The sequence below is a fragment of the Mycobacterium celatum genome, from assembly GCF_002101595.1.
Taxonomy (GTDB): Bacteria; Actinomycetota; Actinomycetes; order Mycobacteriales; family Mycobacteriaceae; genus Mycobacterium; species Mycobacterium celatum.
The window spans coordinates 1-26,706 of sequence record NZ_LQOM01000044.1 but is presented as its reverse complement, the minus strand read 5'-3'; the positions used below and the strand labels follow the sequence as shown (position 1 = coordinate 26,706).

Below are 26,706 nucleotides of genomic sequence, written 5' to 3'. Positions count from 1 at the left end.
TTTATGGCGCGGGGACCTCGATGACGGTCGCGGAGCCCATACCGCCGCCGGCGCACATCGCGGCGACGCCGAAACCGCCACCGCGCCGCCGTAATTCGTGTACGAGCGTCACCAGCATCCGGGCTCCGGTCGCCGCGACGGGATGTCCGAGCGAGCAGCCACTGCCGCTGACGTTGACCCGGTCGGGATCGATGTCGAGCAGTTTGACGGTGGCCACGCACATCGACGCGAACGCCTCGTTGATTTCGAACAGGTCGATGTCGGACAGTGAAAGCCCGGCCCGGGCAAGCGCTTTCGGGATTGCCTCGACAGGCGCCAGGCCGGTCGACGCGGGGTCCACGCCCACCGAGGCCCAGGAACGGATCGTCGCAAGCGTCGACAGACCCAATCGATCGCTGGCGACGGTCAGCACCGCAGCGCCGTCGTTGGCGCCGCAGGAGTTACCCGCGGTAATCGAGAAGCCCTCGATCTCCGGATGCAACGGCTTGAGCGCGGCCAGCTTTTCCATCGTGGTGTCCCGGCGCGGATGCTCGTCGACCTCGAACAGACCGTGCGGCGTCTCGATCGGGACAATCTCCTCTTTGAAGCGGCCCTCGTCGATCGCGGCGATCGCGTTACGGTGTGACCGCAGCGCCCAGGCGTCCATCTCCTCGCGGCTGATCCCGGCGGTGACGGCCGCGTTCCAGCCGACCGTAATCGACATATCCATGTTGGGAGCGTCGGGGCGATCAGGGTGGGTGGGCGGAAACCAGTCGACCCATTCGCCGTCGACCTGCATCCGCGATCGTGGCGACGTGGACGCGGAGTTGACTCCCCCGGCGATGATCAGCTGATCCATGCCGGCGCGCACGCTGGCCGCCGCGCTCTGCACCGCCGCCTGGCCGGCCGCACAATGCCGGTTTTGGGCCAGGCCCGGCACCGCGGTCAGCCCCGCGGTCAGCGCGGCGTGCCGGGCCAGCACCCCGCCGCCGTAAAGGCCCTCGCCCAAAATCACGTCGTCGACCGGAACCGAGTCCAGCCCCGCCGCGGCCTCGGACACCACATGATGCGCGAGATCGTAGGCGCTGGTGTCGCGCAGCGTTCCCTTGCGCGCCGTGCCGATGGGAGTGCGCAGGGCGGACACAATGACGGCTTCGGGCACAGGTCGCCTCCTTGCAAACGGTATGAGAACATTATTCTCTCATTTCGAGAGTATTAGTTGCAAGGAGAGGGAACAGCGATGCAGATCAGTGGGAGTTCGGCGCTGGTGGTCGGCGGCGCCGGCGGCCTGGGCGAGGCCACCGTGCGCCGATTGCACACCGCGGGAGCCAAGGTGGTCATCGCCGATCTGGCCGACGACAAGGGCAAGGCGCTGGAAAGCGAGCTCGGCGCCCGCTATGTGCGCACCGACGCCACCAACACCGACGACGTGCAGGCCGCGCTGGCCGAGGCGGAATCGCTTGGCCCGCTGCGGATCTCTGTCGACGCGCACGGCGGCCCGGCAAGCGGCGGCCGGCTGGTGGGCAAGGACGGCAGCCCGCTGGATCTGGACGGTTTCAAGACCACCATCGACGTGTATCTGACCGGCGTCTTCAACGTGATGCGTCTGGCCGCCGCGGCGATGGCCCGCCAGGAACCGGTCGACGGCGCGCGCGGCGTCATTGTCAACACCGCATCGATCGCGGCCTACGAAGGGCAGATCGGCCAGCTGCCCTACGCGGCCGCCAAGGGCGGCGTCGTCGGCATGACGCTGGTCGCGGCGCGCGACCTCTCGCCGCTCGGCATCCGCGTCGTCACCATTGCCCCGGGTACATTCCTGACCCCGGCCTACGGGCAGGCGGGCGACCAGTTGGAGGCGTACTGGGGTCCGCAAGTGCCCTTCCCCAAGCGGATGGGCCAGCCGGCCGAGTACGCCGCGTTTGTGCAGAGCATCGTCGAAAACGATTACCTCAACGGCGAAGTCATCCGGCTCGACGGCGCGCTGCGGTTCCCGCCGAAGTAGTCGTCAGCCGCTCGAGTGTGAAGCTGGTTTCACGCTGCGCATCGAGCGTGAACCTCGCTTCACGCTCGGCGGCATCAGTTCTTGCCGGCGGTCAGCTTGGCGACGATCGAGCGGAAGTCCTCTGTCTGGAAAGACTGGTTCTCGGCAGTCAGCGCGAAGTCCAGGGTGGCCAGCACCGCGCGTTCGAGATGCACGTTGAGCACCCGCTTGGTGCTCTCGACGGCCTGCTGTGGCAGTTCCATGATCCGCTTGGCGCAGGCCACCGCCTCGGCGACGGGATCATCGGCCAAATGGTTGGCCAGCCCGAGCTCGACGGCCCGCTGTGCGGAGATCCGCACACCGGTCAGCGCGTACTCCTTGGCCAGCAGCAGGCTGATGTGCAGCGGCCAGGTCAGCGGTCCACCGTCGGCCGCGACCAGCCCGACCTGCACATGCGGATCGGCCAAGTAGGCCTCCTCGGCAATGTAGACAATGTCGCTCAAGGCGACCAGGCTGCAGCCAAGCCCGACAGCCGGGCCATTCACCGCTGCTACCACCGGGATTCGGCAGCGTGCCATCCCCAGCACGATTTCGCGACCGTCGGCGATGGTCTTGGCCCGCAGGTCGGCGTCCTGCGCCAACTCGGCCAGGTAGTGGAAGTCGCCGCCGGCCGAGAAGGCCCGGCCGCTACCGGTGATCACGGCGGCGCGCGCCGTCCGGTCGTCGCTCATCCGCTGCCACAGCCGCGCCAGCCCGTTGTGCAGGTCGTCGTTGACCGCGTTGAGCGCTTCGGGCCGGTTCAGCGTGATGATGCGCAGTGGCCCGTCGGCGCAAACGTCGATTTCCGGCGGCATGTCGTACACGTCAGACTCCTTTTATGGTCGTGACCCGCTTCACCCGGGCTTCGCCCGCGTTCGCGATCACTCCTCCCTTTATGGTCGTGACCCGCTTCACCCGGGCTTCGCCCGCGTTCGCGATCACTCCTACAATCCCAAGATTCGTGAGGCGATGATGTTCTTCTGGATTTGCGATGTCCCGCCCATTACGCTTTGCGCCCGGCTGTACAGGTAGGCGCTGAGCAGGTCGGGATCCTCGGTGCCGCCGACAGCCAGCGCGGCGTGGCCGACGGACTGCTCTACCCAGGTCATCAGCAGCTTGTCCAGCGAGCCGTCCGATCCGTGCGACACGCCGTCGAGTTGTTCGGACAGCCGTCGGCGCACGTGGTGGGTCAGCATCTCGGTTTGTACTGCGGCCCAGGATAATTCGGGCGACGGCGGGCCGTCGCAGCGCGCAGCCATTTCCCGCACGAGTTTGCCGTAGCGGGCCGCGTAGCCCAGCGTCGACGGTTCGCGTTCGTGTCCCACCACCGTCATGGCGATCGCCCAGCCCTCGCCGGGAGCGCCGACCATCTGGTCAGCGGGCACCGTCGCACCGTCGAAGAACACCTGGCCGAACTCGGTGGTGACGCCGTTGATCATCCGAAGCGGACGTTGCTGTACGCCAGGCTGTTTCATCGCGATGACGAACGCCGACAGGCCCTTGTGTCTGGGTGCGTCCGGGTCGGTGCGGGCCAGCAGCAGACACCAGTCGGCGACGTCGGAGTAGCTGGTCCAGATCTTGTGTCCGTGTACCACGTAGTTGTCGCCGTCGCGGGTGGCGGTGGTGGTCAGCGACGCGAGATCCGAGCCGGCGCCGGGCTCGGAAAAGCCCTGGCACCACCGCTCGGTGCCGTCGATCATGCCGGGCAGGAAGCGCCGCTGCAGTTCCTTGCTGCCGTGTCGGCCCAGCCCCACCACGAGATAGCCGAGGCTGGGCCGCGGCGGCGCGCCGGCGCGGGCCAGTTCTTCGTCGACGATGACGTCGTAGACCGGCGGTAGCTCCTGTCCGCCGTATTCGCGCGGCCACGACAAGCCGAAGAAGCCGCCCTGATACAGGGCGCGATGCCATTCACCCTGGCGGGTCCAGTACTCGTCGCCCGAGGTTGCAAACTCCTTGGCGTGCAACGCAAGCCAGGATCGCAGCCGGTCGCGGAAGGCGGCTTCGGCCGCCGAGTCACGAAAGTCCAATGTCGATCTCCTCCAGCTTCACGGGCCACAGCTCGGTGGATGTCAGAGCACGCCGCAAGAAGACATGCGCCAGGCACTCCCAGGTATTGCCGATACCACCGTGCACCTGAATTGCGGTCTCGCAGACGGTTTGCGCGGCGCGCGCACAGTAGATCTTGGCCACGCGGGCCGCCCGGATGGCGTCAGCGAGGTCGAGTTCGTCGACCGCCCAGGCGGCATGCCGCAATACGCTCACCGAGCCCTCGATCAGCGCAAGGCTTTCGGCCAGCAGATGGGCGACGGCCTGATACGAGCCGATCGGTTTGCCGTACTGCTCACGGATTTTCGCGTAGTCACAGGCCAAAGTGTGCGCTCCCCGCGCGGCGCCGACCAGGTCCGCCGACGTGGCGGCCAGCGCCAGCGCCAGCCATCGTCCGGCGGCGCCGGCAGATACCTCGCCGAGGGGCACCGCCGTCCCCTTCAGACCGGCGTTGGCTCTGGTCAAATCGGCACCGGCTCGGATGTCGCCGACGTCGACGGCCGACACCGTCCTATCCCGTAAGAGCAACGCCCTTCGGTATCCCCGCGCGTCGACCGCATGATCGCCGTAGGCAATCGTCGCCGCATCGCCCCCGACGTGCCGGGCCAGTTCGTCGGCCAACACAGGACCCAGGAAAGGCGCGTCCACCAGCCCGCGACCGAATTCCTCGGCGACGATCGCCACCTCGACGCCGGAGGCGCCGTCGGAGCGCAGCGACCGCCAGCCCGTCGCCGCAATCTGCTTGTCCAGCCGCGCGATTCGCTCGCCGTCCTCGAGCGCCTGAACCGATCCGGGTCCAAGGTCGTCGGCCAGTTTGGCGGCGGCGTCGCGCAGTTGCTGTTGTTCAGCCGTCAGACGGACATCCATACTTCTCCTTCAGCACTCGGCGCAGCACCTTGCCCGAAGGCAGCCGAGGAATATCGGACACGAACACCACGCGGCTCAGCCGTTTGTACGACGCCAGCTGCTCCGCCACCCGGGTGATGAGTTCCGCGGCGTCCGTCGGACGGTTGGTGGCGACGGCGGCGACGATTGCCTCCCCGTTCACCCCGTCCGGAACGCCGAACACCGCGCAGTCCTTGACGGCCGGATGGGCGTGCAACACCTGCTCGATTTCCGCGGGCGCGACCTGGAACCCGCGCACCTTGATCATCTCCTTGGACCGGTCGGTGATCCGCAGCCAGCCGCCGCCGTCAAGGTAGCCGACGTCGCCGGTGCGATACCAGCCATCGCACAACGCATCTCGCGTGGCAGCGCACGGCAGGTAGCCGGCCATCAGCGACTCCGAGCGGGCCTGGATCTCGCCGACCTCGCCAGGGCCAACGGGCTCAGCGGTGTCCAGCGACGCCACCCGCACCTCGACGCCGGGCACCGGCCGCCCGACCGAATCCAGCCGCGCACCGTCGAGCGGGTTGCAGGCAATGACGGGCAACTCGGTTGTGCCGTAAGCGGGCACCCACCCGACACCGGTGCGCCGGGTCACGGTTTCGGCGACGGCTCGGCTGACCGGGGTGGCGCCCCACATGATGAACCGCAGCGACGACAGGTCATAGGACTCCAGCTGTGGATGCGATGCGAGCGCCAATGCTATTGGGGCAACGGCTATCTCGACGGTGATGCGGTCGGCCTCGATGTGCCGCAGCATGGTGTCGACGTCGAACCGGCGGTGTAGCCGCATCCACACACCGGTCTCGAGCGCGGTGACGATGTTGAGCAGCCCGAGGATATGCGATGGGGGCGTGGCGATTTGGATGCGGTCACGCGACGTCAACTGCAGCGCGCTACGCCAGTGCCGCACGGCGGCGCACAACGACGCATGGGTGTGCCGAACGGCTTTGGGTAGCCCGGTGGTGCCCGAGCTGAACACCAGTAGCGCATCGGTGTCCCGTGGTGGTGACCCGGACGCCGGCTGTCCGGGTGTTATCGGCTCGTCGAGGTGCAACATCGGCATCAGGTCCGCGAGCACCGGGTGGTCCCCGACCGCATGGGACGGGTTCGTCAGGCCCAACGCATGCTCGACCTCGGTACGCTTCCAGGCCGGGCTGACCAGCACCACCGCCGCGGCCAGCCGCCAGACGGCGTGCAGCGCGACGACGAACTCGGGCCGGTTCGACGCCATCAGGGCCACCCGCTCGCCCGCCGTCACTCCTCTTTTACGCAGCGTGGACGCCAGGCCGTCGGCCAGCGCGTCGAGGCGCGGCAGGCTATAGCTGCGCTCCTCGAACACGAGCGCGGTGGGCTCGCGGGCGTCCCGTCCAAGCATTGAGAAGATCCTATCAGTTTGAGAGAATACTATTCTCTGCAATGAAGAACGCAAGTATGGAAGGGGGTGGCAATGGCGGAGCTGCACGCGTTTCACCAGGCGACGGTGACCCGGATCATCGAGGAGACCGCCGACGCGCGGACCTTCGTGCTCGAGCCCCATGACCAGCCCTTTTCCTACCGCGCTGGCCAGTTCTGCACCTTCCGGGTCAGCGTCGACGGCGAGCAGCTGTACCGGTCGTATTCGATGTCCAGCGCGCCGGAGGCCGACGCCGAGCTGATGACCACGGTCAAGCGGGTACCCGGCGGCAAGGTGTCCAACTGGCTGATCGACAACGTTTCCGAGGGCGACGAGCTGACGATGACGCGCGCGGCCGGAACGTTCTGCCTGACGCCGACCGCCGCGCCGTTGCTGGCCTTCGCCGGCGGCAGCGGTGTCACCCCGATCCTGTCGCTGGCCAAGAGCGCATTGGCGACGACGGACCGCTCGGTGCGGGTGCTGTGCGCCGACCGCGATCGGGCGTCGGTGATCTTCGACGCGGTGATGGACGAGCTTGTCGAACGCTACCCGGGCCGGTTGTCGGTGGTGCGTCATCTCGACGCCGAGCACGGGCTGATCGACGCGGCCGCGGTGAGCGACTTCGTCGGCTCCGACGCCGACGCCGACAACTACGTGTGCGGGCCCGAGGGCTTCATGGCCGTGGTGCGCTCCGCGCTGCCGGGGCCGGGGCGGGTGTTCGTCGAAGACTTCGACGCGACGCCGCCGACTAAGCCGCCGGCTGCTGTCGACAGCGCCGAGGCGGGCGGCACGGTGACGATTTACCTTGAGCGCAAGAAGGTTTCGGTGCCCCGCGTCGCCGGTGAGACACTGCTGGAAAGCGCGCGACGGGCCGGGCTGGCGCCGCCGTTCAGCTGCGAGGCCGGCAACTGCGGGACGTGCATGGCCAGGCTCACCGAGGGCAGCGCGACGATGCGGGTCAACGACGCGCTCGAGGAGGACGAGGTGGCCGACGGCTACATCCTGACCTGCCAGGGCGTGCCGGATACGGCGAACGTCACCGTGCGGTACGAGTAGTACCTGGCTCCTGACGACGCTCTGTTCTATCGTGAGTTAGTGAGATGACTAACTCAGCGGCCACAACTAATCGACCGGGCAAGCGAGAGCGGTTGGTGGCCGCCGCGTGCGAGTTGGTGTATCGCCAGGGCGTGGCGCGCACGACGCTGGCCGACATCGCCCAGGCGGCCGACGTGCCAGTAGGCAACGTCTACTACTACTTCAAGACCAAAGACGACATCATCGCAGCTGTCGTGCGAGCGCGCGCAGATCAAATCGAGTCGGCGCTCGCCGCACTGGAGCGACGGCATCGCAGCCCCAAGGGGCGGCTCAAGGGCTTGATCGGATTGCTGGCCGAGCAGGCAAACTCGATGGCCCAATACGGCTGCCCACACGGGACTTTGTGCTCGGAGCTGGCCAAGCACACGGCAGACCCGCTTGCCGCGCCGCTCATGCAGATCCCCCTTGCGTGGGCCGAGCAGCAGTTTCGCGCCATGGGGCGGCGCGACGCCCCCGACCTTGCGATCGAGTTGGTCAGCGCCTATCAGGGAAGCGCGGTGCTGGCCAGCGCGCTGGCAGAACCCGAGCTCATGGCTCGCCGAACACGTCGCCTCGAGAAGTGGATCGACGCACTGGGTGCGTGACCAACCGGAAGGGAACCCCAATCATGACCGAGCTTTCCGCGTTCGCCGACCTGATGTCAGCCGATCACGGGCTATGCGTGTTCAGCACGTTGCGGCGTGATGGCAGCATCCAGTCGTCGGTGGTCAATGCCGGTGTGCTGCAACACCCGTTGACCGATGCGACGGTTGTCGGGCTGGTGGCTATCGGCGGCTCCCGCAAACTGGCCCACCTCCGTGTCGATCCGCGGGCAACGGTCGTCGCCAAGGCCGGCTGGCAATGGGCCGCGGTCGAAGGCACGGCAGAACTGATCGGACCCGACGACCCCCACCCCGATGTCGATGACGAGCGGCTGCGGTTGCTGCTTCGCGAAATTTTCACCGCAGCGGGCGGGACCCACGACGACTGGCCGACCTACGACCGCGTGATGCGTGAGGAGCGCCGAACTGCAGTTCTTATCTCCCCCAACCGGATTTACGCGAACCCCACATGACGCGAGACCAGGTGCTCGCGATGTGCGCAAGCCTTCCCGAAGCGGTCGAGGACTATCCCTTCGGAGACGGTGTTGCGGTGTTCAAGGTCGGCGGGCGCATGTTTGCCCTGGTGTCATTGGGCGGCGATCCGGGCAGCGTCAACCTCAAGTGCGACCCGGACATTGCCGTGGACCTGCGCGTGCGACACCCCGCGGTTCGGCCCGGCTATCACCAGAACAAGCGCCATTGGAATACCGTCGAGTTGGACGGTTCGATAGCCGACGACGAGCTTCGCGAGATGATCGACCACTCCTACGAGCTGGTGGTGAGTGGTCTGCCACGAACGGACCGGCGTCGGCTGCTCGGCGACAACTAACCCGTTGCAGCCCTAAGTGTTTCGGCGACGACGCGACCGGTGTCGCGCAACGGCCGGGTGCTTCGTTGGCTGCGGCTCAGCATGATTGCGCCTTCCAGGCTGGCCAGCGCGAACATCGCGAGACGGCGTGCCCGGACAGGTTTGACTCCCTCGCTGATCAGCTGGGCGGCTACCCGCGAGCGCCACGCGTCGAAAACCGCTTCGCTCGCCTGGCGTAGACTTTCGTTGGTGCTGGCGATCTCACAGGCCAGAGTCCCGATCGGGCAACCATCGGCGAAGTCGGACTCTTCCAGAGCGTGGGCCGCCCAGCCGAACCACTTGGTCGCGGCCTGGCCGATATCACCGGATTCGGCGAACACTCGGTCGAGCAGCTGTTCGTAGCGCTCGGCCGTATGCGCAATGGCTTGCAGCGCAAGGTCTTCCTTGCCGCCCGGAAAGAAGTAGTACAGCGAGCCGATCGGACCGCCGCTCTCCGTGACGATTTGTTTGAGCCCGGTGCCGCTGTAGCCCTGCCGGCGGAACAGTCCGGCAGCCGCGGTCAAGAAGCGTTCCCGCGTGGGCGCGCTCATGATCGCATCGGGATGGACTCGATGATGCGCCGCGCGGTCTGGCCCTCGATCGCATACGCGCTGAGGGCTTCGCACTCGAGTTGGTCGCCCAGCCGCCGACCGACGACGTCGAGCACGGTCTGCTTGGCCGAGCGCACCGCAGACTGCTCGTGACCGGCGATCCGCTCCGCCAGAGTCCGGGCGTGGCTCATCAGCTCGTCGTGGGCAACAATGCGGGTGACGAGATTGACCTGCAATGCACGCGCGGCGTCGATCGGCTCGCCGCTGAGTTCCAAATCCAGCGCGACCGCCACGCCGCACGCGTCGACCAGCCGGGAAATGCCGCCGTCGCCGTGATGAAAACCCAGGCCCACCAGTGGCGCGCCGAACATCGCCTGCTCCGAGGCGATCCGGATGTCGCAGGCCAGCGCCAGCTCCAAACCCGCGCCCAGCGCCCACCCGTTGATCGCACCGATCACCGGCTTGGCAATGCGCATCCCCCGCGTAAGGCCACCGAAACCGATGCCTTTGGCGTTGCGGCGCACGGCCGCGGCGTCGGCGTCGAGCCATTGCGCAAACCAGGTGTTGCGGTCGGCACCGGCACAGAATGCCGTGCCGACGCCGGTCAGGATCGCCACATCGACGTTGTCGTCGTCGCCGAAGTCCCCCCAAATCTGCCGCAGCCGTTGATCCATAGCCGGGTCGATCGCGTTGCGCGCCTCTGGGCGGTTCAGCGTGATGGTCGCGATGCGGTCCTGCTTGTCGTAAGTGACGTGGTCCATCCACGCAGATTATATAAAACGTTCTACTAGCACAAGGGCCAAAGAAGACTGGCCGTCGCGGCGCTACGAGCAGACGCAGCCGCCTGCTTCGCCCGGCCCTAACAACTGACAACTGCCGGGGCGAGTTGCTCGAGTTGGTCGATTCCCGCTTCGAAGTCGCTGCCGACCGGCAACAGCAGGGTCACGTGATCCGCACCGGCGGACCGGTGTTCGCAAACCTTGGTCGCGACGGCCTCGGGGTCGTCCGGGTCTGCCTGCACCCCGACCACTAGGAGCTTGTCCGGACCGATCGTCCGCCTGACCTGCGCGGTGGATTCCGGGGGCAGCATGGCCGGTAACGCGCCATCCGCGATCTCGCCCGCGAGCGCGACCATTTTTGGGCGGTTGGCGGCAATGATCCGGGGGTAGGCCACATCTGGCGCGGGTGGCCAGGCCGGGTCGTCCATTCGGTCCAGATAGTCGCGCATCGTTGCCAGCGGGCTGCCGAACTCCCGGCCGACGCTGGTCGCTTGCTCCGGGTACCCCACGCCCAGGCCGAGGACGAACCTGCCCGGAAACGCTTGGGCCAGTTGAGCCGCCGCGGCGTGCATGGTCTGCGCTGGCCGGGCCCAGATATTGGCGACGCAGGTGCCGAACACCATCCTCTCGGTGGCAGCCAGCAGAACCGCCAGTTGCACGAGGGCATCCTTACCAATCACTTCGTTGGTCCAAGTAGCTTGATAGCCGGCTTCTTCCAGCCTGGCCACTGCCTGGCGCTGCAGGTCGGTTGAGGGGGTGCTGGTGAACGAGACCGGTAGACATACACCGACCGTTCCCAATGAGTGTTTCATGGTCAGTCCTTAAAGTAGTGGCCCGTTTCGAGGTCGTCGATGAGCCCCGGCTGTACGGGGTGCCAGTCCAGCCGGTTTTGGGTAAGGGTGCTCGAAGCAGGGAGGTCCATCGCGAAAATTCCGCCGATGAAGCCGAAGTGATCGAAAGCGCGCTCTGCGGCAATGGAATTCACCGGCAGCCCTAGATGCCGGCCGATGACCTCGGCAATATCGCGAACGGGCACACCCGCGTCGCCGACTGCGTGCAGCCGCGCACCGGCCGGAGCGCCTTCTAGGGCCAGCCTGAACAGGTGGGCGGCGTCGAGCCGGTGCACGGCGGGCCAGCGGTTGGATCCGTCGCCGGGGTAGGCCGAGACACCCTTGACGCGTGCGGTGGCGATGAGCTGCGGAACGAAACCGTGATCGCCGGTGCCGTGTACCGACGGTGGCAGCCGCACCACCGAGACGCGCACGCCGCGGTCGGCGAACGACAGTGCTTCCTCGGAGGCGCGTGGGAAGCCCGGGTCGGCGGCATCTTCTTCGGTCGCCGCGCGACCTGGCGTGGAAACGGCGATACCGGACGCGACCACGAACGGGCGATCGGACTCGACGAGCGCCTCGCCCATCGCCTCGATCGCACGACGATCCGTCTGTGCCGCACCGGCGTAGTCGGAGAAGTCGTGAATGAACGCGGTGTGGACGACGCCGTCGGCGGCAGCCGCACCATCGCGCAAACTGCCCAGGTTGTCGAGGTCTCCGCGGTGCACTTCGGCGCCCGCGGCTGTCAATGATGTGGCGGTCGCATCCGAACGGGCAAGACCGACGACCTGATGGCCAGCGTCGATGAGCTCCCGAACGACCGCCGAGCCGATGAACCCTGTTGCGCCGGTGACAAAGACGCGCATGATGTACTCCTTGACCTAACAGTCGGTAGATGAGTCAACGGTGCAGCCGAACGTTGCACATTGTCCAAGATCTGTTTCGCATCATTCAATGCCTTTCAGGTATCACCAAAGTTCAACCGGTGTATTGGCTGCCGATCGGCGGGTAGGCAGCGTTACGATCGACGTATGTCCGAGCTGCCAGCGGCCGACCTCGATTTGCGGTTGGTCCGGTACTTCGTTGTGGTGGCCGACCATCGGCACTTCGGCCGCGCCGCCGCTGCCCTGCGGGTGGCACAGCCGTCGTTGAGCCGGCAAATACGCCGGCTGGAACAGCAAGTGGGCGCACGCCTGCTGGACCGCACTCCGCAGGGCAGCAAGCTCACGGAAGCGGGCGAAGTGTTCTTGCCGCGGGCCAAGGCACTGCTGCGATCAGCCGGGCAGGCCGCGGCGCAGGCCCGCGCTGCCGCCGAGCCCAGCCGCGTCACCATCGGCTACACAATGGGAGTAATCGTCACGCCGGCGGTGCGCGAATTGCGCCGTCGGCATCCTGACGCGGATGTGCGTGCGGTCCATGTGGATTGGGATCAACCGCGTGCGGCGTTGCTCGACCATCGGGTAGACGCGGTGGTGACTAGGCTGCCTTTTCCGACCGACCAGCTGCATGTGACGATCCTCTACGACGAGCCTCGGGTGCTGCTGGTGCCGACAGATCATCGTTTGGCGGGCAAGGAATTTGTCACTCTCGACGACATTGCCGACGAGCCCATGCCGCGGATACGCGATTCCGATCCGGTGTGGAGTGCGTTCTGGCGCGCCGAACCGCGGCCCGGCGGGCGGCGCGCACCCGATGGACCGTTTATCGACGCGCTGGAGGACAAGTTCGAACTGATCGCGTCCGGGCAGGCGGTGGTTATCTCGGCCGGGATGCACGCCAACGCCATTCGCCCCGACATCACCGCGATTCCTTTGGAGGGCGTCGAGCCCAGCCACGTCGTGCTGGCCAGCCGTGCCGGTGACCGCAGCCGGTTGGTGGCGGCGTTTCGCAAGCTGGCCGAGACCTACCTCACCGGGACGCCTGAGCAGACGTAAGACGCCCAGACACGCCGTGCGTGCGGGGACTTTCGCGTCTGCTCGGTCTACTTCGGCGGCGGGCGGTAGTCCGGCTGATAGTCGGCGATACGGATCGGGTTGCCGACCAGGCGGAAATCTCCCGCAGTGACAACGATCTCCGGGGTGGCCTTCAACGCCTCGGGCAGTGTGCGCACAGCAGCTGCAGGTATGCCGAGGGGACGCAGTCGGGCTTCCCAACTCACAGCGGTGTCGGTGGCCAACGCCGCCGCGACCACCGCGCGCACCTCGTCGGCTCGCGCCACCCGCTCGGCCATCGTCTCGAAGCCCGCGATACCGGCCTCACCCGCGAACGATTTCCAGAACCCGTCGTGGGTGATGAACAGCGCAAGGTAGCCGTCGGCGGTCGAGAACATCTGTGCGGGAACGTAATACGAGTGTGCACCGTAGGCTCGGCGCTGGGGCTCGACGCCGTCGTTGAGATACGCCGACGCGTGGTAGTTGAGCTGAGAGAGCATCACGTCGCGCAGCGACACATCCACTTGACCGCCGCGGCCGGACACGATCTGTGCCAGCAGCCCGAGCGCCGCCGCGAGACCGGTGGAATTGTCCGCCGAGGAGTAGCCCGGCAGGGTCGGCGGCCCGTCGGGATCACCGGTCAACGCCGCCACCCCGGTAGCAGCCTGCACGACGTAGTCGAACGCCGGGTCGTCGCCGCCGTTCAGCCCGAAACCGGTGATCGCGACACAGACGATCCGCTCGTTGTAGCGGCGCAGCGCCTCGTAGGTGAGGCCGAGCCGGCGGATCGCCGACGGTTTCAGATTGACCAGCAGCGCATGGGATTCCGCGACGAGCTGGCCCAGTCTGCCTTGGCCCTCTTGAGAGTTGAGGTCCAGTCGGATGCTGTCCTTGTTGCGATTCAGGCTGGCGAAATAGCTGTCGCTGACCTTCCGGGAGATCTCGCCGCCGGGCGGCTCGATCTTGGTGACCTGCGCGCCGAGGTCGGCCAACAGCATGGTCGCGTACGGACCGGCCAGCATGGTGCCGACCTCCAGGATCCGGATACCGGCGAGCGGCGCCGTCATCGCACCTCGGCGCCCAGCGCCGCAATGACTTCGCGGGTGCGGCGTTTGGACGCGATCAGCTCATCGCGGTTGTCGCCGAGAGGCAGGAGCCGTACCGACAGGTCGGTCACCCCGGCGTCGGCGAATCGGCGGAACCGCGCCAGGATGGCCTCCTCGTCGCCGGCCGCGCAGATGTCGCCGACGTCTTTGGCGTCGCCGTAGCTCAGCAGCCGTTGATAGTTCGGCGACACCTCGGCTTCGCCCAGGATCCGGTTGGCGCGCTCCCGGGCTGCGTCGACTTCGCTTGGCGCGCAGACGCACACGGGAAGCCCGGCAACGATCCGCGGGGCCGGGCGGCCCGCGTTGTCGGCGGCCTTGGTGATCCGCGGGACCACGTGTTCGGCGCAGGCGCGTTCGTCGGCCATCCACAGCACGGTGCCGTCGGTGCGCTCTCCCGCGAGCGTGAGCATCACCGGGCCGAGCGCAGCGATCAGCACCGGCAGCGGAGCCACCGGTGCGAGGTCCAGCGGGTTGTGCACCGTGAAGGTCTCGTTCTCGACGTCGACCGGGCCGGGTCCGCTGAAGGCGGCGGCGAGCACGTCGAGGTAGTCGCGGGTGTAGGCGGCCGGCCGCTCGTAGGGCAGTCCGAGCATGTCACCGATGATCCAGTGATGCGATGGCCCCACACCAAGCGCCAGCCGCCCCCCGGCAGCGGCATGCACCGATAACGCCTGACGGGCCAACGCAATCGGGTGTTGGGCCTGCAGCGGCACCACCGCGGTGCCCAGCTCGATCCGGGTGGTGCGCGTCGTCATCAGCGCAACAGCCGTCAGCGCGTCGAAGTCGTTGGGCACCTGAGGAATCCAGGCGGTGTCCATGCCCACGGACTCGGCCCACTCGATGTCGTCGAGCAGCTTGGTGACCTTGCGGGCCGAATCGCCACGCTCGGCGCCGATCATTACTCCGAGACGCACGATTCCTCCTCGGTGGGTTCGGGGACGCCGGTCAGCTTGCGGATCTCGCGCACCAGGACGTCCAGGGGCGTCCCGGTGGGAAAGACTGCCGCGGCACCGGCATCCAGCAGCTTGGGTACGTCGGATTCTGGAATCGTGCCGCCGACGACCACAGCGATGTCGCCCGCGTCGGCCGCCCGTAGCGCCTCGATGGTGCGGGTGGCGAGCGCGACGTGCGCACCGGACAGGATGCTCAACCCGACGAGTGCCACGTCTTCCTGCACGGCGATCGATGCGATGTCCTCGATGCGCTGCCGGATGCCGGTGTAGATCACCTCGAAGCCGGCGTCGCGCAACGTGCGCGCGACGATCTTGGCGCCGCGGTCATGCCCGTCCAGGCCGGGCTTGGCGACCAGAATGCGTACTGCCATCTAAAACACCACCGGCTGTTCGAATTCGCCCCACACCGCTTTGAGCGCGGAGACCATCTCGCCGACAGTGCAGTAGGCATTGGCACAGTCGATCAGTTTGTGCATGAGATTGTCGGTCCCTTCGGCAGCGAGCGACAACGCGGCGAGGCTGGATTGCACTGCGGCCGAATCTCTTTCCGCCTTGACCTTGGACAGCCGTTTGAGTTGCAGATCGCGCCCTTCCGGGTCGAGCTCGTAGGTGGCGATCTCGGGTGGCGGCTCGGGCGTGACGAACCGGTTGACTCCGACCACCGGCCGCTCACCGGATTCGATTTCCTTATGGATCCGGTAGGCCTCGTCGGCGATCAGCCCCTGCAGATAGCCGTCCTCGATGGCGCGCACCATTCCGCCGTGCTGCTCGAGGTCAGCCATGATCTCGACGATGCGGGCCTCGGTCTCGTCGGTCAGTGCCTCGACGAAGTAGGAGCCGCCGAGCGGATCGGCCACCCGCGCAACACCGGTTTCGTGGGCCAGGATCTGCTGGGTGCGCAGCGCCAGCGTGGTCGTCTCCTCGGTCGGCAGCGCAAACGGCTCGTCCCAGGCGGCGGTGAACATCGATTGGACTCCGCCGAGCACCGCAGCCATCGCCTCGTAGGCCACCCGGACGACGTTGTTGTGGGCCTGGGGGGCATACAGTGATGCCCCGCCACACACGCAGCCGAACCGGAACATCGAGGCCTTGTCCGTCTTGGCGCCGTAGCGTTCCCGCACGATCGTCGCCCAACGTCGCCGTCCCGCACGGTATTTCGCGACCTCTTCGAAGAAGTCCCCGTGGGTGTAGAAGAAGAACGAAATCTGCGGCGCGAACTCGTCGATGCTCATCCGGCCGCGTTCGACCACGGTGTCGCAGTAGGTGACCCCGTCGGCCAGTGTGAACGCCATCTCCTGCACCGCGTTGGCGCCGGCGTCGCGGAAATGCGCCCCGGCCACCGAAATCGCGTTGAACTTGGGGACTTCCGCGGCGCAGAACTCGATGGTGTCGGCGATCAGCCGCAGTGACGGCTCGGGCGGCCAGATCCAGGTGCCGCGCGATGCGTACTCCTTGAGGATGTCGTTTTGGATGGTCCCGGTCAGCTTGGCCCGCGGCACACCTTTGCGCTCGGCGGCGGCAACGTAGAACGCCAGCAGGATCGCCGCCGTGCCGTTGATCGTGAAGCTGGTACTGATCTTGTCCAGCGGGATGCCGTCGAAAAGGATCTCGGCGTCGGCGAGGGTGTCCACGGCGACGCCGACGCGGCCGACCTCCTCGCCGACCTCGGGATCGTCGGAGTCGAAGCCGCACTGGGTGGGCAGGTCCAGCGCCACCGACAACCCCGTTCCGCCCTGCTCCAGCAGGTAGCGGTAGCGGCGGTTGGATTCTTCGGCGGTGCCGAACCCGGAGTACTGCCGAAACGTCCAGAGCTTGCCGCGGTAGCCGCTGGCGAAATTGCCCCGGGTGAATGGATAGGTGCCCGGTGGCGGCGGCTCGGCACCATGGTCCCCCGGCCCGTATACGGGTTCCAGCGGGATGCCGGATGAGGTCTGAGTCTGGTTATCCATCGACTGATAACGTACTTGCAAAAAAAGAGAATGCCAATACCGGGTCCTGTTGACCAGGCCAAAGGAGAAGGATGAGCACTTTTCATGACCGCACGGTGGTGATCTCCGGCGCCAGCCGCGGGATCGGCCTGGCGATCGGTATCGCCGCCGCCCGGCAAGGTGCCAACGTGGTGCTGCTGGCCAAGACCGACCAGCCGCATCCCCGGTTGCCCGGCACCGTGCACACCGCAGCCGCGGAGGTGGAAGCCGCCGGCGGCAAGGCGCTGGCTGTTGTCGGCGACGTACGCCGCGAAGAGGACGTGCAGCGTGCCGTCGACGCCGCGGTCGAGCGGTTCGGCGGGGTGGACGTCTGCGTGAACAACGCCAGCGCGATCGCCACCGACCCCACCGAGAACCTCTCGGCCAAGAAGTTCGACCTGATGCAAGAGGTCAACATTCGCGGCACCTTTCTCCTGACCCGAACCTGCCTGCCGCGCCTGCGGACCTCGTCGAACCCGCATGTGCTGACGATCTCGCCGCCGGTCAACATGAACCCGCGCTGGCTGGGCGCCCACACGGCCTACACGCTGTCGAAGTACGGGATGACGCTGCTGTCGCTGGGCTGGGCGGCCGAATACGCCGACGACGGGATCGCGGTGAATTGCCTGTGGCCGCAGACATATATCGCGACCGCCGCGGTGACGAACATGCCCGACGGCGACCGGCTCGCGTTGTCGTCGCGCAGTCCGGAGATCATGGGCGATGCGGCCGTCGAGATCATCTCGCGTCCCGCACGAGAGGCGACCGGCAACTGTTTCATCGACGCGGACGTGCTTGGCGGCGACCTGTCGCGGTATGGCGGCGGAGAAGAGCCGATTCCGGACCTGTTTTTGGATTAGGTCTTCCGGCAGAGGATTTCGCCATGCGGGATCGCCAGCCAGCCGTCAGGGGCTGCGGCCCACTGGCGCCAGGCGGAGGCGATTTCGGTGAGTTCTGCAGTGGTCGCCATCCCTGACTCGACGAGCTGGCGGGCCAGGGCCGACTCGAGAATTCGGTCGGCCCACATGCCACCCCACCAGTCTCGGTCGTCCGGCGTTGCGAAGCACCAGATTCCGGCGGTAGGGGTGATGTCGCCGAACCCGGCCTGTTGGGCCCAGGACAGCAGGCGCCGGCCGGCGTCGGGTTCACCGCCGTTGGCGCGAGCCGCCTGCTCGTAGAGGTCCAGCCAGCGGTCGAGTGTGGGAAGTTGCGGATACCAGGTGAATCCGGCGTAGTCGGCGTCGCGCGCGGCGACGATACCGCCCGGCGCGCACACGCGTCGCATCTCCCGCAGGGCCGCAACCGGATCGGCGACGTGCTGCAGCACTTGATGGGCGTGCACGACATCGAATGTGCCGTCGTCGAATTCGAGCGCGTGCACGTCGGCTGTGGCGAACCTGAGGTTGCTCAGGGTGCGCGCCCGTGCGTCCGAGCGCGCCGCAGCCAATGCGTCGTCAGCGATGTCGACGGCGGTGACCTGACCGGGCGCGACGCGTGCGGCGAGGTCGACGGTGATGGTCCCGGGCCCGCAGCCAATGTCCAACAGGGAGATCCCCTGGCGCAGATGCGGTAAGAGGTAGCCCGCGGAGTTCTCCGCCGTGCGCTGGCGATGAGAGCGCAGCACCGACTCGTGGTGGCCGTGGGTATAGACGGCGTCGTGGGTCATGGCCCTACCGTATGTGAAGTCAGTTGACCGGGACGTCGAGGATCGGGCGGTCGACGGTGGAGCCGGGGCCGTCGAAATGCCACCACTCGCCGGAGTACACCGTCAGTCCGCCGGTGCTCATCGCGTCGCGCAGTCGTGCCCGGTTCGCCTGCGCGGCGGCGCTGACTCCGTCGGTGGCTGAGGCGTGTGCTCTCGGAGTGAAGTCGTCGAAATCGGTTCCCATGTCTGCGAAGCAGCGTCTCTGAGGTGGGCACTGCGTGCTTGCCGTCGTCACGTCGACCGAGCGGCCGGCCTCGTGGCTATGGGCGTACTGGCCGGGGCGCGCCACCCATGCGGGGTTCGGCACAACCTGGAACATGCGGACCTGAACGTCGTGCGGCCGATAGCAGTCCCAGAAGACGAGGGCCTGTCCCTGCCGACGCAATGCATCGGCGGCCGTCACGAGACCCGATGCCATGGATTCGTGCACCAGGCAGCGCGCGTCGGCCGGATACAACGCTGTGCCGGTGAAATTGTTGGGCGTCGCATAGCGCAAGTCGATGATCGCGTCCGGAACGAAGCTGCGGACGTCGACGAATCCCGCCGCTTGTGCCTTCCCGCCCACCGGCGGGACGTCGGCGTTGGCGTGGGCGCAGCAGGTACCGCAAGCGAGGAGTAGCAGTGCGACGAGTGCGCGTCGGGCGATGAGCATTTCCGCATTGTCCAGGGACGGCCGGTGAAGCAGACTTGTACTGAGCATGCTAATGTATGAGCATGCCATCGTTCGAGCATCGGCTGCAGATTTTGCTGGACGACGAGCGTCATCGGCGGATTACCTCGCTCGCACGCGAGCGGGGGGTGTCGGTGGCAACCGTGGTACGCGAGGCCATCGACCGCGGCCTCGCGAGCCCCGCCGGGCGCCGGAAGTCCGCGGGCCGCCGCGTTCTCGATGCTCCCGACACGCCGGTTCCTGACCCGCGAGAGCTGAAGGAGGAGCTGGAGACTCTGCGGGCGCACCGCGGATGATCGTGCTCGACACGACAGTGCTCGTTTATGCGAAGGGCGCCGATCACCCGCTTCGGGATCCCTGTCGCGAGTTGGTCATGGCAATCGCCGACGAGGACATCGAGGCCACCACCACGGCTGAGGTAATCCAGGAATTCGTCCATGTTCGTGCCCGCCGCCGCGGCCGCAACGATGCCGTCACCCTTGGCAGGGACTACGTGGAATTGCTCTCACCGCTGCTGACGATCACCCGCGATCAGCTGCGGCGCGGCCTGACCCTGTTCGAGACGACTCCGCGGCTGGGTGCCTTCGATGCCGTGCTCGCCGCGTCCGTCGCCGAAACCGGCGCAACCGCGCTCGTCTCTGCCGACACCGCATTCTGCGACGTGCCGGATATCACCCACATCGTCCCTGACGCGGACGGAGTCCGCAGATTGCTCGAAAAGCCTTGACTGGACGCGTCGCTCACATAGAAGCCGTGAAGCTTGGTGGCCAGGGCCGGGATCGAACCGGCGACCTTCCGCTTTTCAGGCGGACGCTCATACCGACTGAGCTACCTGGCCGGAAGGCACATGTGCCTCGCCGCGATGGCGACCCTGACGGGACTCGAACCCGCGACCTCCGCCGTGACAGGGCGGCGCGCTAACCAACTGCGCCACAGGGCCTTGTTTCATCTGCACCGCGTCGCCGCGTCGCTGTACCCCCTACGGGATTCGAACCCGCGCTACCGCCTTGAAAGGGCGGCGTCCTAGGCCGCTAGACGAAGGGGGCCAGAACCGAATCTCTCCGGGGTACTCGCAACATGGTGACGTTGTGAGCCAGGCCAGCTTAGGCCACTGCGGACCGAATCCTCAAACGAGCTCCCGCCAAGGACGCAGTATCCTGTGCCTCGCGCCCCTATAGCTCAGTTGGTAGAGCTACGGACTTTTAATCCGCAGGTCCCAGGTTCGAGTCCTGGTGGGGGCACTCTTGTCTGTGTATGACCTCGGCTGATGGTTGACATTTCAGCTTCGGGTGATGCCTGACAGTGTTTCGGCTGATTGTTGGCCGTGACCGTCTGAGTTGGCCCCACTAGGACGGCTTGAAGTGGCTCCACTTGTGTGGCGGCGGGGTGTCGTTGTGACGGTCTGTTTTGCCCCCACTTTGCGACACGCCGGAGAGTTGTGACGGCATCCGATCGCTCCCTTGTGTTCGAAAGTCGGGCGGGACTACGCGTTTCGGCGTGCCGCCGGTCGTATTGATGCGGTCGGTCACGAGAGCCGGGCGTCAGATCGTCGACTTATGGGGCCGGTGCCGGCGGCCGCGTGCACAGCCGCAAACGCTCCAGGCAGCAATCCGGCACTGGTCAAGCAAGGTCCGGGGCGTCGTGGCGTCGAACACCGGCCCGGGCCAACGACTGGCACGCCCACAGCGAGAACGGAATGACGACGGTCGGCGCGGTGACCACTCCCGGGGTATAGCCGCGGTTGGCCGCTGTGAGCGCCAGATGGCCGACACCGTGCACGCCGAAACCCAGCAGCGTAGCTTGATTCAACCTTGATCCCCCGCCCGTGTGCGCACCGCCACCGCGCGCAGCCCGTCTTCTTCCTTGGCTTGTTGAACGACAGCCTTGGCAGCCTGGCCCGGGCTCATAAAACACGAGACGCCCGATGGTTCCGCGGAGAGCATGCCCGGCAGCCAGCGCCGATGCTGCTCGTTGGATCCGCATCATCAAACCGGCGAATGTGCTGCAGATCACCGCCGAGCACCGTTGACCTCAGTATGACCAGCGCGCCGAGACGGCTACCCGCCGCTTCCTGGTCGACGCCGCCCACGAGCTGCGCACTCCGATCGCCGGTATCCAGGTCGCCGCCGAACAACTCGCCAGCAGCGCCAGCCAAGACGAAGACGACCCTGCGGCCCGCCGCCAATACCACCGCGCCAACTTGTTGCTCTCGGATGCCCGCCGCGCGGCACGGTTGGTCGCCGACACGCTGGATCTCAGCCGGATTGACGCCGGGGTGCCGCTGGATCTGCAAGACACCGACCTCACCGCCATCGTCAACGCCGAAGCCGACCGGACAACCATGCTGGCGCCACAGCTGACGATTAGCCGCACCGGACTCACCGCACTGACGATCCGCGCTGATCCGACCCGGTTGGCGCAGATCCTGTCGAACCTCCTGGATAACGCCCGCCGGCACACGCCGCCCGGCGGCCGCATCACCATCGACCTAAACCGCCGCGACGAGACTGGCCTCGAGGTGGCCGAGGTGACCATCACCGACACCGGCCCGGGCATTCCCAAGGAGCAACGCGAGCGCATCTTCGAACGACTGGTGCGCCTGGATACCGCCCGCACCCGCGATCACGGCGGCGCAGGCCTGGGTTTGCCGATCGCCCCCGCGCTCGCCCGCGCCCACGGCGGCGACCTGACCTGCCTACCCCACGAAGGCGGCGCTCAATTCCGGCTCAGCCTGCCCACCGGTGGGGGCCGGTCGTGAGGAAGCGGCGAGTCGCGACATAGCACTGGGGCCAACACGCCTGAATGAACGTGCTAACGGTCCTCAGCCCACAACTGCTCGGTGAGGTCCTGAAAGGTTGCCAGCGCGACATTGTCGTCGGCACGCACCAGCGCCGACTTGCTCATTCGGGCTCGCACGATCGACACCTCGTGGTGATTGAGTTCGACGAGTTCATCGGCATAGGCACGCATCACATCGACCACTGACTGATCGGCAGGCAGGTTGTAGAAAATGCTGTGGACGTCAGTTCGCGCATTGTGTCGTCACTGTGACCCAGCATGGCGGCGAATGCCGTGTTGGCGAACAGGATCGCGCCGTCGGGGCCGATAGCAAGGACCGGAATCGGCAGCCGCTCTAGAACCACCATGGCGGGCATTTGCTCGAGGGTGTCGCCAGGCAGTTGGCCGGCTTGCCCGCGGCGTCTTCGCTCCACGCGCAGGTCCTCGTTGGAGGAGGTCGACCGGCCGGCATCATCACCCATTCAATTCGCTCCGGCCACACGCACCTTGGATCACTTCCCCCCGGCCCGACCCGCCGGCATTCGGTTGCGGTCGCCTGCCCGCGAGTAACAAAGATATGCGATGGCGTCGTGGAATGTGTTGAAACCGCCGCGGATTTCCGGACGACCGGGGGCACCTAGCGGTTGCGTCTTCAACGTCGCAGACATGTGTAAGCCGTGGGGCAACCGCCTCAGTGCCGCACATAATACGGCACACGGATCGACCAACAATACGACGTCATCGACCCCCTGCTGGCACTTAAAGTAGATAAGCCGTTAAGAGCGCTGGTTTTTCGAGATCCACAATCGGGTGAACCCAGTTCATCGCCGCGGTCGGCGGGTAGATCAGGGCAAGGAATCTCCGGCGAATCCGCGGCACGGGTGTACCTCGAAGGTGAATACGCCTGCCACCACGCCGGGGTCGTCGTTCATGATCGCAGTGGTGTCCTCGACTGTCGCGGTGAATACCCTGACGGCCCAAATCTCGGAACCGTCGAGCACCGTGAACGCTGCTGCCATCATCCCAGCGTCGCGCAGTCCGAGATTGCGCCGACCGTGCTCCCACATGAGCGCCGGTGCCCTATTGTCGCCGCAGTTGGGCCCCGGCTTGAGGACGACGAGGCTGAACGACCTTGCGGTGGACAGTAACTCGTTCATCTGGTCGTCGGTGAAGGTCTTCATCAGCACCTCCTTTCTCAGCCCGCAAGCCGCTTCTGCGATGATCGCGCTGGCGGCCGGCTCATGCCTTGGGTGATTTCGCGTTCACCACGGGCGGTTGATGGCCGATGCTCGTGAGCGCTACTCGGATTGGGCGAGCAGAGTGTAGATCTCGCGGCGGGCGTTTTTGAGGATGGTGAGGACGCGCTGTTGTATTTCAGCGGTGGTCGCGTAGGCGGCTTGCGCCACCGCGCCGCTCAGTTGAGCCAACGCCGTACGCAGGTTGTCCTGATCTGAGTCGACGCCCTCCCTGAATTGCTCCCAGGGTGGGGTCTTGATTTTCTCAGCCGCTCGTCGTCCTTGGTCGGTCAGCTCGAAAAGCTTTGTGCTTCCCTCACTTTCAGAGCTGGCGATCAGTCCCTCGTCGTCGAGCAGTTGCAGTGTGGGATACACCGAGCCGGGGCTGGGCCGCCATAAATCCCGGGTGCGTTCGGCGATCTGCTGAATCATTTCGTAGCCATGCATGGGGCCTTCTGTGAGCAGGGTCAGGATGGCGGCGCGGACGTCACCAGGGCGGACGCGGCGGGCGCGACCGGACCCGCGCCGCCGGCTGCGGGCGCCTGGGCCGAAGCCCAAACCAAAACCAAGGCCGGGCCCGAAACCGAAACCAGTGCCGGGCCCGAGGCCAAAATCCGGTTCGGGCCCAGGCTCGTCTCGACCGTGGCCGGGGCCGTGCTCATGCGGCGGCGGCGGGGGGTGGCCAGGCCCGTGTTCGTGCGGTGGCGGCGGCGGGTGGCCGGGATGTTTTTTCGCCCCGGGCACCTTTTTGCCCGGGGCCTTCTTGCCGGGCACCTTCTTGCCCGGGGCCTTCTTGCCGGGGGCTTTCTTCGGGCCGGGGCCGTGCTCGTGGGGAGGTCCTGGATGGTGGCCTGGGCCGTGCTTGGGGCCAGGGGCAAGCCGGGGGTGGGGACCGTGGCCGGGGCCTTCACCGGGTTCGAATTCGGATTCGTCGTCGTAGTCGGGCTCGAGCTCGTCTTCCTCGTCGTAGTCGGGTTCGAATTCAGATTCCTCGTCGTAGTCGGGTTCCAGTTCGGATTCCTCGTCGTAATCCCACTCGACGGGACGATCGCCCCGGTAAAGGTCGAGGTCGTCTCGGTGCGGTCCGCTGGCTGCGGGCCCTGCTTCGTGAAGCGCAACCCGGTGCTCGGGGAGCGATTCGAGGTCGACCGGAGCATCGTCACCGGCGTCGTCGGGCTCGCCGTGGGCCAGTGGGTCGTGTCCTTCTGCCTTGCCCTTCTTGGTTCGCCCGCGCCGGGGACCGTGGGGTTCTTGTGGTTCGTTCATGGTCATCTGTCCCTTCCCGATGAAATACCGATACACACCTACGATACAGAAAGATATATCGGTCGCTATCGTTCGGGCAAGGGTTTGGTGGATAATTTCCTTGTGGCAGTTGTCGGCGTCGAAGGCTGGTTTGCGGGGTTCATGGTCGACGGCGCGCAGCCGCAGTCACCCGCCGGGGTCGCTGCGTCGGGCAGTGGAACGCCGTCGTCGTCCGGGCGGTGTCGATCCACCGGTATGCCGCTGGGGGCCCCGTGGCTGGGCGACCGCGCTGGCAGGCGGGCATCGGTGTCACCTACCGCGGTGAGCATGACGGGGCCGGCTGGATCGGTTACGCCGCGCGTTTCTGGCATCGCAAGCAGGTAGAGGGCCAAGCCGACGGCGGCGATGGCGCCCAGCGACAGGAACGCCGCGTGGTAGCCGGCGGTGACCACGACCCAGCCGGCGGCGAAGTTCGACAATGATGCGCCCACGCCCCAAGCGGTGGTAATCGCCGCCAGACTGACATTGAACCGGCCGGTTCCATGGGTGACGTCGCGGACGATCAGCGGGAACAACACCCCAAAGATGCCGGCTCCCACACCATCGAGTAGCTGCACGCCGACCAGCCAAAAGGAGTTATCCGAGAGCGTGTAAAGGAACCCGCGCACGGTCAACACCGCAAAACCCACCAGAAAGATGGGCTTTCGTCCCCAGGTGTCGGCCTTAACCCCGGCGACATAGGCCACCGGCACCATCACGAGCTGGGCGGCCACGATGCAGGCCGACATCAGTGCGGTGCCGATGTGTTTGTTATGCAGCGCGAGCTCTTGGCCGACCAGCGGCAGCATGGCGGCGTTAGCGAAGTGAAACATCACGACCACGGCGGCGAAAATCAGCAGTCTGCGGTTGTGCAGCAGCACCGCGAATCGTGACGGTTGCTGGTGGGGCTCGGCAGATGCGTGGGTCATGCCGCGCGCCACGTCGTGGTCGATCGCGTCGTGCGGGATGCGCAGTGTTGCCATCACACTGATTACCGCCATCGCGGCCAGCACCCAAAACACCACTACGGGCCCGAAGAGAAAGGCCAGTCCGCCGGCAGCGGCAGCGGCCGTGGCCGTTCCGGCATGGCGGAACGACTCGTTGCGCCCAACACGTCTGGAGAACAATCTCGGCCCGACAACACCCAACGTGATCGCGGCCAACGTCGGAGCGAACACCGAGCCGGCGACCCCGGTGAGCGCTTGCAAAAACGAGATCGAGTAAAATCCGGGAAACAGCGGCATCGCCAATGCCCCGGCACTCACCGCCACCGCACCGCCAATGACCAGCGCCCGTTTCGCGGTCGTCTGGTCGACCAGCGCGCCGACCGGGGTCTGGGCCACGATCGCGGCGATGCCGCCGATCGCCATGACGAACCCGATTGAGGCCTGGTCCCAATGATGGGTCAGCAGAAGGTATATCGATAGGTACGGACCTAAACCGTCACGTACATCGGCCAACGAGAAACTCAGCAAGTCCAGTGCGCGCGATGTGCGCCGGGACAGCACCTCAGCGAGGGTCGACATGGCCGTTCACAGCACCACCAAGCGCCCGCCTGGGCCCCCGCGCGGCCTGAAAGGTAAGGCGATCACGGGTGGTGCTCCTCTAACCGGGCGCGGCGTGTTGGTGCCGATGGCCGCGGGTCCGCCCCCGCCGGCACAGCGGCCTCAATGGGGTTGATGTTGCCGGGGTATGTGTGGGCCGCTTGGGCCGGCGTCGCTTCAGTGCTTAACGTCATGGGTGGTCCGGTATCGCATGTTCTGTAGGTCTCGATCCGAGACGCTAGCCAGCCAAGTTGAAATGAATCTGAAGAAAACTGGACTCGACACACACCCGGCTTGATCCCCCGATCTGCCCTTCACGTAGCCCCAGCCCTGCCCGCCGGCACGGCGACCGAGTCTGCGAAGGTCAAGCGTGATCAGCTGAATCCGCTCGGGTCTCCCGGGGAAGAAGAACAACTATTGTCCACCCTGCCGGTGTTGCCGGCCGCTGGCCAAGTCCGGAGGCGTGGTGTAAGAGTTCGCTCGATCGCGTGACCCTTCGGCTGGCAGTTTAGGCGGTCAGGGCT

General features: G+C 66.5%; 27 protein-coding genes, 4 tRNA genes and 3 pseudogenes. 11 read left to right on the top strand and 23 right to left on the bottom strand.

From position 1 onward, the window contains the following. Window position 1: 1 nt before the first annotated feature. Window positions 2-1,141 (bottom strand): thiolase family protein, encoded by a 1,140-nt coding sequence (locus AWB95_RS18785; protein ID WP_062538926.1) that lies wholly within the window; start codon window positions 1,139-1,141, stop codon window positions 2-4. 78 nt (window positions 1,142-1,219) lie between these two features. Between AWB95_RS18785 and AWB95_RS18780 the strand changes: the two genes are divergently transcribed. Continuing rightward, on the top strand, window positions 1,220-1,981 hold the full coding sequence (locus tag AWB95_RS18780; protein WP_045374300.1) for an SDR family NAD(P)-dependent oxidoreductase: 762 nt from the start codon (window positions 1,220-1,222) through the stop codon (window positions 1,979-1,981). 74 nt (window positions 1,982-2,055) lie between these two features. Here AWB95_RS18780 and AWB95_RS18775 read toward each other — a convergent pair whose 3' ends face one another. The 4 genes from AWB95_RS18775 to AWB95_RS18760 form a co-directional block, all read right to left on the bottom strand. After that, entirely contained in the window at window positions 2,056-2,823 is a 768-nt protein-coding gene (locus AWB95_RS18775; RefSeq protein WP_062538927.1) for an enoyl-CoA hydratase/isomerase family protein, read from the bottom strand. A 120-nt stretch (window positions 2,824-2,943) separates the two neighbouring features. Further along, entirely contained in the window at window positions 2,944-4,026 is a 1,083-nt protein-coding gene (locus AWB95_RS18770; protein ID WP_062538633.1) for an acyl-CoA dehydrogenase family protein, read from the bottom strand. Next, complete coding sequence (locus tag AWB95_RS18765) at window positions 4,013-4,912, bottom strand: acyl-CoA dehydrogenase family protein (protein ID WP_062538634.1); 900 nt, start codon at window positions 4,910-4,912, stop codon at window positions 4,013-4,015. Before AWB95_RS18765 ends, AWB95_RS18770 begins: the two co-directional genes overlap by 14 nt. Further along, the gene (locus tag AWB95_RS18760; RefSeq protein ID WP_062538635.1) at window positions 4,890-6,308 is read right to left on the bottom strand and encodes a class I adenylate-forming enzyme family protein; all 1,419 of its coding nucleotides are present in this window, start codon (window positions 6,306-6,308) and stop codon (window positions 4,890-4,892) included. Before AWB95_RS18760 ends, AWB95_RS18765 begins: the two co-directional genes overlap by 23 nt. Before the next feature lie 72 nt (window positions 6,309-6,380). Between AWB95_RS18760 and AWB95_RS18755 the strand changes: the two genes are divergently transcribed. From AWB95_RS18755 to AWB95_RS18740, 4 genes are read left to right on the top strand one after another with little or no spacing between them, the layout of a single operon-like run. Continuing rightward, window positions 6,381-7,382: a ferredoxin--NADP reductase gene (locus AWB95_RS18755; protein WP_062538636.1), complete on the top strand. Its 1,002-nt coding sequence runs from the start codon at window positions 6,381-6,383 to the stop codon at window positions 7,380-7,382. 44 nt (window positions 7,383-7,426) lie between these two features. Then, the gene (locus tag AWB95_RS18750; protein WP_062538637.1) at window positions 7,427-8,005 is read left to right on the top strand and encodes a TetR/AcrR family transcriptional regulator; all 579 of its coding nucleotides are present in this window, start codon (window positions 7,427-7,429) and stop codon (window positions 8,003-8,005) included. A 23-nt stretch (window positions 8,006-8,028) separates the two neighbouring features. Continuing rightward, window positions 8,029-8,475, top strand: a complete 447-nt coding sequence (locus AWB95_RS18745) for a TIGR03618 family F420-dependent PPOX class oxidoreductase (protein ID WP_062538651.1) — start codon at window positions 8,029-8,031, stop codon at window positions 8,473-8,475. Beyond that, entirely contained in the window at window positions 8,472-8,831 is a 360-nt protein-coding gene (locus AWB95_RS18740) for an MmcQ/YjbR family DNA-binding protein (protein ID WP_062538638.1), read from the top strand. The genes AWB95_RS18745 and AWB95_RS18740 overlap by 4 nt, the downstream gene beginning before the upstream one ends. Here the strand turns inward: AWB95_RS18740 and AWB95_RS18735 are convergent. From AWB95_RS18735 to AWB95_RS18720, 4 genes are all read right to left on the bottom strand, one after another. Continuing rightward, a complete protein-coding gene (locus AWB95_RS18735) occupies window positions 8,828-9,400 on the bottom strand; it encodes a TetR/AcrR family transcriptional regulator (RefSeq protein ID WP_062538639.1) in 573 nt (190 codons plus the stop codon). The genes AWB95_RS18740 and AWB95_RS18735 overlap by 4 nt on opposite strands. Beyond that, entirely contained in the window at window positions 9,397-10,161 is a 765-nt protein-coding gene (locus tag AWB95_RS18730) for an enoyl-CoA hydratase/isomerase family protein (protein WP_062538640.1), read from the bottom strand. The genes AWB95_RS18735 and AWB95_RS18730 overlap by 4 nt, the downstream gene beginning before the upstream one ends. Window positions 10,162-10,259: 98 nt before the next feature. Beyond that, entirely contained in the window at window positions 10,260-10,991 is a 732-nt protein-coding gene (locus AWB95_RS18725) for an LLM class flavin-dependent oxidoreductase (RefSeq protein ID WP_062538641.1), read from the bottom strand. 2 nt (window positions 10,992-10,993) lie between these two features. After that, window positions 10,994-11,875, bottom strand: coding sequence for an SDR family oxidoreductase (locus AWB95_RS18720; protein WP_062538642.1), 882 nt, complete (start codon window positions 11,873-11,875; stop codon window positions 10,994-10,996). 165 nt (window positions 11,876-12,040) lie between these two features. Between AWB95_RS18720 and AWB95_RS18715 the strand changes: the two genes are divergently transcribed. Then, entirely contained in the window at window positions 12,041-12,943 is a 903-nt protein-coding gene (locus AWB95_RS18715) for a LysR family transcriptional regulator (RefSeq protein ID WP_062538643.1), read from the top strand. Between the two features lie 47 nt (window positions 12,944-12,990). Here AWB95_RS18715 and AWB95_RS18710 read toward each other — a convergent pair whose 3' ends face one another. Genes AWB95_RS18710 through AWB95_RS18695 form a run of 4 tightly spaced genes read right to left on the bottom strand, consistent with a single transcriptional unit; the run spans window position 12,991 to window position 16,948 of the window. After that, entirely contained in the window at window positions 12,991-14,007 is a 1,017-nt protein-coding gene (locus tag AWB95_RS18710) for a CaiB/BaiF CoA transferase family protein (protein WP_062538644.1), read from the bottom strand. Then, entirely contained in the window at window positions 14,004-14,960 is a 957-nt protein-coding gene (locus tag AWB95_RS18705) for an LLM class F420-dependent oxidoreductase (protein ID WP_085168505.1), read from the bottom strand. The genes AWB95_RS18710 and AWB95_RS18705 overlap by 4 nt, the downstream gene beginning before the upstream one ends. Then, window positions 14,945-15,370: a cobalamin B12-binding domain-containing protein gene (locus AWB95_RS18700; RefSeq protein WP_062538645.1), complete on the bottom strand. Its 426-nt coding sequence runs from the start codon at window positions 15,368-15,370 to the stop codon at window positions 14,945-14,947. The genes AWB95_RS18705 and AWB95_RS18700 overlap by 16 nt, the downstream gene beginning before the upstream one ends. Continuing rightward, window positions 15,371-16,948, bottom strand: a complete 1,578-nt coding sequence (locus AWB95_RS18695; protein WP_085168504.1) for a methylmalonyl-CoA mutase family protein — start codon at window positions 16,946-16,948, stop codon at window positions 15,371-15,373. 71 nt (window positions 16,949-17,019) lie between these two features. Between AWB95_RS18695 and AWB95_RS18690 the strand changes: the two genes are divergently transcribed. Next, window positions 17,020-17,826, top strand: a complete 807-nt coding sequence (locus AWB95_RS18690) for an SDR family oxidoreductase (RefSeq protein ID WP_062538646.1) — start codon at window positions 17,020-17,022, stop codon at window positions 17,824-17,826. On the opposite strand, the gene AWB95_RS18685 is transcribed toward AWB95_RS18690, so the two are convergent. Both AWB95_RS18685 and AWB95_RS18680 read right to left on the bottom strand, forming a co-directional pair. Then, on the bottom strand, window positions 17,823-18,632 hold the full coding sequence (locus tag AWB95_RS18685; protein WP_062538647.1) for a methyltransferase domain-containing protein: 810 nt from the start codon (window positions 18,630-18,632) through the stop codon (window positions 17,823-17,825). The two genes, AWB95_RS18690 and AWB95_RS18685, sit on opposite strands and share 4 nt — an antisense overlap. Window positions 18,633-18,651: 19 nt before the next feature. After that, a complete protein-coding gene (locus tag AWB95_RS18680; protein WP_084706931.1) occupies window positions 18,652-19,323 on the bottom strand; it encodes a M15 family metallopeptidase in 672 nt (223 codons plus the stop codon). Between the two features lie 62 nt (window positions 19,324-19,385). On the opposite strand from AWB95_RS18680, the gene AWB95_RS18675 reads away from it, so the two are divergent. After that, entirely contained in the window at window positions 19,386-19,637 is a 252-nt protein-coding gene (locus AWB95_RS18675) for a ribbon-helix-helix domain-containing protein (protein WP_099539671.1), read from the top strand. Continuing rightward, window positions 19,634-20,068 (top strand): type II toxin-antitoxin system VapC family toxin, encoded by a 435-nt coding sequence (locus tag AWB95_RS18670; protein WP_062538649.1) that lies wholly within the window; start codon window positions 19,634-19,636, stop codon window positions 20,066-20,068. The genes AWB95_RS18675 and AWB95_RS18670 overlap by 4 nt, the downstream gene beginning before the upstream one ends. 34 nt (window positions 20,069-20,102) lie before the next feature. On the opposite strand, the gene AWB95_RS18665 is transcribed toward AWB95_RS18670, so the two are convergent. The 3 genes from AWB95_RS18665 to AWB95_RS18655 form a co-directional block, all read right to left on the bottom strand. After that, window positions 20,103-20,179, bottom strand: a tRNA-Phe gene (locus AWB95_RS18665). Window positions 20,180-20,204: 25 nt separating this feature from the next. Beyond that, window positions 20,205-20,281 (bottom strand) — tRNA-Asp (locus AWB95_RS18660). A 33-nt stretch (window positions 20,282-20,314) separates the two neighbouring features. Beyond that, a tRNA-Glu gene (locus AWB95_RS18655) sits at window positions 20,315-20,387 on the bottom strand. A 122-nt stretch (window positions 20,388-20,509) separates the two neighbouring features. On the opposite strand from AWB95_RS18655, the gene AWB95_RS18650 reads away from it, so the two are divergent. Further along, window positions 20,510-20,582: transfer RNA gene (locus AWB95_RS18650), tRNA-Lys, on the top strand. 379 nt (window positions 20,583-20,961) lie between these two features. Here the strand turns inward: AWB95_RS18650 and AWB95_RS23525 are convergent. Then, entirely contained in the window at window positions 20,962-21,150 is a 189-nt protein-coding gene (locus AWB95_RS23525) for an HXXEE domain-containing protein (protein ID WP_198157745.1), read from the bottom strand. A gap of 232 nt (window positions 21,151-21,382) precedes the next feature. Here AWB95_RS23525 and AWB95_RS18640 point away from each other — a divergent pair. Next, window positions 21,383-22,099, top strand: a pseudogene (locus AWB95_RS18640) (sensor histidine kinase); the annotation flags it as partial. Window positions 22,100-22,152: 53 nt separating this feature from the next. Here AWB95_RS18640 and AWB95_RS18635 read toward each other — a convergent pair. The 4 genes and pseudogenes from AWB95_RS18635 to AWB95_RS18620 all read right to left on the bottom strand — a co-directional run. Next, window positions 22,153-22,496 (bottom strand): annotated as a pseudogene (locus AWB95_RS18635) (PAS domain-containing protein). A gap of 468 nt (window positions 22,497-22,964) precedes the next feature. Next, a complete protein-coding gene (locus AWB95_RS18630) occupies window positions 22,965-23,300 on the bottom strand; it encodes a hypothetical protein (protein WP_062540988.1) in 336 nt (111 codons plus the stop codon). 117 nt (window positions 23,301-23,417) lie between these two features. Beyond that, a complete protein-coding gene (locus AWB95_RS23520; protein ID WP_238600926.1) occupies window positions 23,418-24,098 on the bottom strand; it encodes a PadR family transcriptional regulator in 681 nt (226 codons plus the stop codon). Window positions 24,099-24,934: 836 nt separating this feature from the next. Further along, a pseudogene (locus tag AWB95_RS18620) lies at window positions 24,935-26,164 on the bottom strand (MFS transporter); the annotation flags it as partial. Window positions 26,165-26,706 lie beyond the last annotated feature (542 nt).